The 4,276-nt window shown below is 55.6% G+C and carries 4 protein-coding genes; 3 read left to right on the forward strand and 1 reads right to left on the reverse strand.

Going from position 1 to position 4,276, the window contains the following annotated elements:
* Positions 1 to 243: 243 nt before the first annotated feature.
* Positions 244 to 726 carry a transglycosylase SLT domain-containing protein gene (locus tag AB4097_RS21305; RefSeq protein ID WP_442043269.1) on the reverse strand — a complete coding sequence of 161 codons (483 nt, stop codon included), beginning with the start codon at positions 724 to 726 and terminating at the stop codon, positions 244 to 246.
* Positions 727 to 1,083: 357 nt separating this feature from the next.
* On the opposite strand from AB4097_RS21305, the gene AB4097_RS21310 reads away from it, so the two are divergent.
* From AB4097_RS21310 to AB4097_RS21320, 3 genes are all read left to right on the forward strand, one after another.
* Positions 1,084 to 1,818, forward strand: coding sequence for a LuxR C-terminal-related transcriptional regulator (locus AB4097_RS21310; protein WP_442043271.1), 735 nt, complete (start codon positions 1,084 to 1,086; stop codon positions 1,816 to 1,818).
* Positions 1,819 to 2,331: 513 nt separating this feature from the next.
* Entirely contained in the window at positions 2,332 to 3,153 is an 822-nt protein-coding gene (locus tag AB4097_RS21315) for a LuxR C-terminal-related transcriptional regulator (protein WP_442043273.1), read from the forward strand.
* Between the two features lie 637 nt (positions 3,154 to 3,790).
* Entirely contained in the window at positions 3,791 to 4,162 is a 372-nt protein-coding gene (locus tag AB4097_RS21320) for an IS630 transposase-related protein (protein ID WP_442043275.1), read from the forward strand.
* Positions 4,163 to 4,276 lie beyond the last annotated feature (114 nt).

A 4,276-nucleotide genomic window follows, 5' to 3' on the forward strand; every position in this document is an offset into this window, starting at 1 on the left:
ACCCAAGGCTGTCTTGATCACGCGGTCCCGCAGATCCTGACTGTAAGCGCGTGCCATGCCTGCCTCCATGTCTGGAAGCCAGCACGACACATCACGCCTCACAGCGGAATCCCCTCCGACTCGGAATAGCCGAAAAAGGCTCTAGCCTGCCAATGTAAAAATGGGATCCGATTTGCGCAAAAAAGTTGCCCGACGACAAACGCTCAAAGCATGGGACGCGACATCGAATTCAAGCCCGATGCTTCAGCGCGCGCTAGCAGATGCAAGCCCTGAGGAGGTGGGGATCGACCCGGTCATGATAGGGTCGTTGGAGCCTGTTCTGAGGGCGTTCAGCAGGCCCTTGCGCTTGGCCTCGTAATAATAACCGCCGGCATAAAGGGCGACTGCGCGGTCGGAGTTGCCGCCTGCGACCATATAGGCGTTTGCCAGATAAGGAACCGCATAGGTCAGGTTGGTGTTTGCATCGAGCAAACCGGAGGCGTCTCCAGTGTAGCCCATGCCGCGTGCGGTGGCATAGCGGATCTGCATGAGGCCGAGATTGCCTCTATGGGATGCGCGCGGATTGTATCCGCTCTCACGTTTGACGACTCTATGTACCAAAGTTTCAGGAACACCGTGAGCCTTGGCGTGCTGCGCGATCAGTGCATCGATTTGATCTCGTTCAGATGCTGTTGCTGGCAGGGCGCAAGCGATCGCCGCGCACGCGAGAACAAGACGAAAAATCATGAGAGTCCCCTTGTTTGAGGAGATTTCTCGTCACCAATCGTGGCAATTGGACGTCAGCTTGACTGTAAGGAGGTCTTGACAATCGCTCGGGCGCTTCGCTGTCTGCACCAAAGGAGTACGAAATTGGATGCATGCACGGCTCTGCGTGCGCAGATCGTTGCGAAGTGGTTCTGAGCGAATTCTCGTGAGCCGATTGTGGCGAGTGCCCGCTCTCACGAGTACTCTCAAGATCACCCACTCTTATTAGTGATTCCAGGCCTACCACCTAAGCATAAAACGATACCTCTTTATTAAGGATGGCTAACAAACGGTTAATTCGTACAATTCGAGGTAACCTCTGCGGAAAGGCTCCCTCGCATGTCACACCTTCTGCCAGTCACCACGGTCTTAGGCTGCAAGAACTCGATGTTGCGTGAGGGTTTGAGGCATGTTCTCTCCAGTACGCGCTTCCGATTGCATCCGGAAAATCTGACTCGTGGAGACATAACCCTGGATCACACCGACCAGGACAGCCCGCTTCTCTTCATTCTCGATGCGAGCCTGTATCCAGCGGGACTGGCGGAGGGCATCTGGTCTCTGAAGCAACGATATGCGCAAGCACGTATCGTGGTTCTGTCAGACAGTTTCAATCTTGATGGTATGAAATCCGCATTTCAATCAGGAGCGGATGGATATTGTCTCGCTACCACGGGGTGCGAGGCGCTGATCAAGTACCTCGACCTTGTGATGCTGGGTGAAGTTGTGTTTCCCTCAGCAGCCTTTCTGGCCGCAATTTCAGGCAATGGGTTGGGGGCAGAACTCTCAAACGATACTTCGGCCATCCGGATGTCACCTCAGCAGGCCGCGGCGACTTCCGATAGCCTTGACTCTCCTATCCGCACCTTATCGAGCAGAGAGGCGGAGATCTTGCAATGCTTGATGCAAGGGGCTCCGAACAAGGTAATCGCGCGCAAGCTTGATGTTGCCGAAGCAACCGTAAAAGTTCACATCAAGGCTATTCTGCGTAAGATTCGCGTTGCAAATCGAACACAAGCTGCCATGTGGGCCGTCAATCATCTGTCGTCCAATTCGGCAGATACGACTTGGGCATGAGCTGTGGATAAAGTATCCATACCAGAGCGCCGGGCGTGACAGGCTGTCATCCGACGCTCCGCTCCTTGGCGTCGTTCTGTGCGGCAGAGGGATCAAGATGGGCCCGCCGCACAATGAACCAATCTTTTCGGTTCGATGTCGTTGAGGAATAAGCCCGCTCGATCGTCAATTCGGTTGCTTTCTTGCAGCAAGTCACGGCAGTGACATCCTCCGGGAAAGCGGCTTCGGATTGCTGTTAAAAACGTGCCTTCAAAGAGGAAATCCAATACTGCGGAAGTTGAATCGACACTGGAAAGAGATTTTTAAAAATGAGGATCTCTGTGGCGGAGGCTAGAAAAGCCAATAGGCCATCCTGTCGATAAAAGATACGATATTTCATACCAAAGATAACAATTAAAGATTGTTAAAATGATTTGAATGGGTAATGATTGTCTATAATGAGATTATAAGCTAAACATTGTTAGAGAATTTTTATTCTCTGCTCACCGAATCAAGACCAGAAAGGCATCTGCGATGCGGAACACCTACGATCTTGATAGTCTTCCTCATCCTGGTGCTTCTTCGGCCAAGGATATCGCATATTCACGATACATGGAGCTGGCCCGTTCGGTTGAGCCTTCTTCGACAGACCATGTTGCTGCTCGCTCCATCAAGACGCTTCTCATCGAACCGAACGCCCTGTTGAGAGAAGGTCTGCGCCGAATCCTCGCGGAGACGGCCTACTCTCCTTCCGTGGCAGCTGCGAGCCTCGAGGAAATGGGTGCCGTGGCGGGGATCGAGAACAGCGCGATCGTCCTTATTATCGATGCAAGCCGCGATCACGATGCCACCTGCCGCCAGACCCGGATGCTGAAAGAGGGTAATCCGAGCGCAAAAGTGATCATGCTGATTGAGGAGTACGACCTTAAGCAAGTGGTTGCAGCCTTTCAGGCTGGAGCAGATGCCTATCTCAAGAAGTCGATTTCGCATGAGGTTCTGGTGAAATCGCTGGACCTGGTCATGCTAGGGGAGGCCATTTTCCCGGGGGCTATCCTCGATCTTCTGCGGGAACGCGATCTCCGGGCCGATCACCCCAAGCAGGCGCCGGTTCCTGATGATTCCCATGAAACGAGCCTTCCGGCGAAAGGACTCTCCGTTCGCGAGACGGTGATCCTGCGTTGCCTCATGGATGGCGACTCGAACAAGATCATCGCCCGAAAGTTCGATATCACGGAAGCGACCGTCAAAGTTCACGTGAAAGCGATTTTGCGCAAGATTCAGGCGAAGAACCGCACACAGGCGGCTATCTGGGCGGCAAGTCATTTGCCATCCAAGCAGAGTACGCCGAACGGCTAGACCATCGGCCGAAGCGTTTGTTCAATGAGAGCCAGTCGCTTCCGTTGCGCCATTAGACGATGCCGGAACAGAAGGCTCTACCGGCCAGGGGTGCCTCGCTGTGCGGGCTTGCAAGTGGAGCCCGACAAAAGGTGTCGGGGAAGCGTGTAAGGGAAAATCCTTTCCTGGACCCTCGGCGCGAGGGCTGCCTGATGATCGGACCCTTGGATCCCAGAAGCTGCTCCATCCCGTTTTTCGCAACGACGCGGCCCAGCCCACATGCCGAGGTCTCTGCTTGAAAAGGCAGATTTCGGGTTTCATCAGGGACCTGAGGCGCAGTCGCTATGTTGTTTCTAGCGCATCGGACGGAAAAGTGGACCCGGTTTTCCGCTCCATCCGATGCTGTAGAGCATCGAACGCAAAAGTGGGAACCGGTTTTGCGAGGAAAGATGCTCTAAGCGGCAGGATAGTGACCGCCGACGCTATACCTCCCTGTGTTCCACTTCCGGTCAGCCTGACGGCGCCTCGGCGGGAGTCGGTTTGGCCGACGCTAATCCAAACTAGAGCAACGGCAGTTCTGACGGAGTCGTTGGGGCTATGCGGCTTGGCGGCTTCGTGATTCCCTTCTCTCAGCCCTCTTTCTGGGAGGAGATGAGCGATGACCAAGTCCTACTCGCTGGATTTACGCCGCCGGGTGGCGCGCTTTGTCGAGGCGGGCCATTCCTGCCATGAGGCAGCCCGGCACTTCGAGGTCTCGGTCGCCTTCGTAGTGCGGCTCATGGCGGCCTATCGGGCTACCGGCAGTTTGGCCCCCAAGCCGGAGGGTGGCTGGCGCTACTCCAAGCTTGATCCGCACCGGGCGTTCCTCCTTCAGCGTGTGGCCGAGAAGGACGATATCACCATGCCCCAACTGGCCGCAGAACTCCTGACCCTCGGCACCAAGATCACCCCGGCTTCGATCTCGCACTGGTTCCGCCGCCAGGGCTACCGCTTCAAAAAAACTAGGACGGCAAAGCCGGCTGTCTGGTAGAGTGTGGTGGTGGGGGTCTTCTGTACCTGATGGGAGGTGCGGGATGACCAGACTCTCAGGGCGCCAGCCGCCGGAGCGCGAGCGGGTGCTGCGGCCCGCCTGTCGGCTGTGCCC

The sequence above is a fragment of the Microvirga sp. 2MCAF35 genome, assembly GCF_052115545.1.
Lineage (GTDB): Bacteria > Pseudomonadota > Alphaproteobacteria > Rhizobiales > Beijerinckiaceae > Microvirga.

What these genes read in the sequence shown, in the direction of transcription:
- AB4097_RS21315 (WP_442043273.1), top strand. Translation starts at nt 2,332, where the DNA reads ATGCGGAACACCTACGATCTTGATAGTCTTCCTCATCCTGGTGCTTCT.
- AB4097_RS21305 (WP_442043269.1), bottom strand. Translation starts at nt 726, where the DNA reads ATGATTTTTCGTCTTGTTCTCGCGTGCGCGGCGATCGCTTGCGCCCTG.
- AB4097_RS21320 (WP_442043275.1), top strand. Translation starts at nt 3,791, where the DNA reads ATGACCAAGTCCTACTCGCTGGATTTACGCCGCCGGGTGGCGCGCTTT.
- AB4097_RS21310 (WP_442043271.1), top strand. Translation starts at nt 1,084, where the DNA reads ATGTCACACCTTCTGCCAGTCACCACGGTCTTAGGCTGCAAGAACTCG.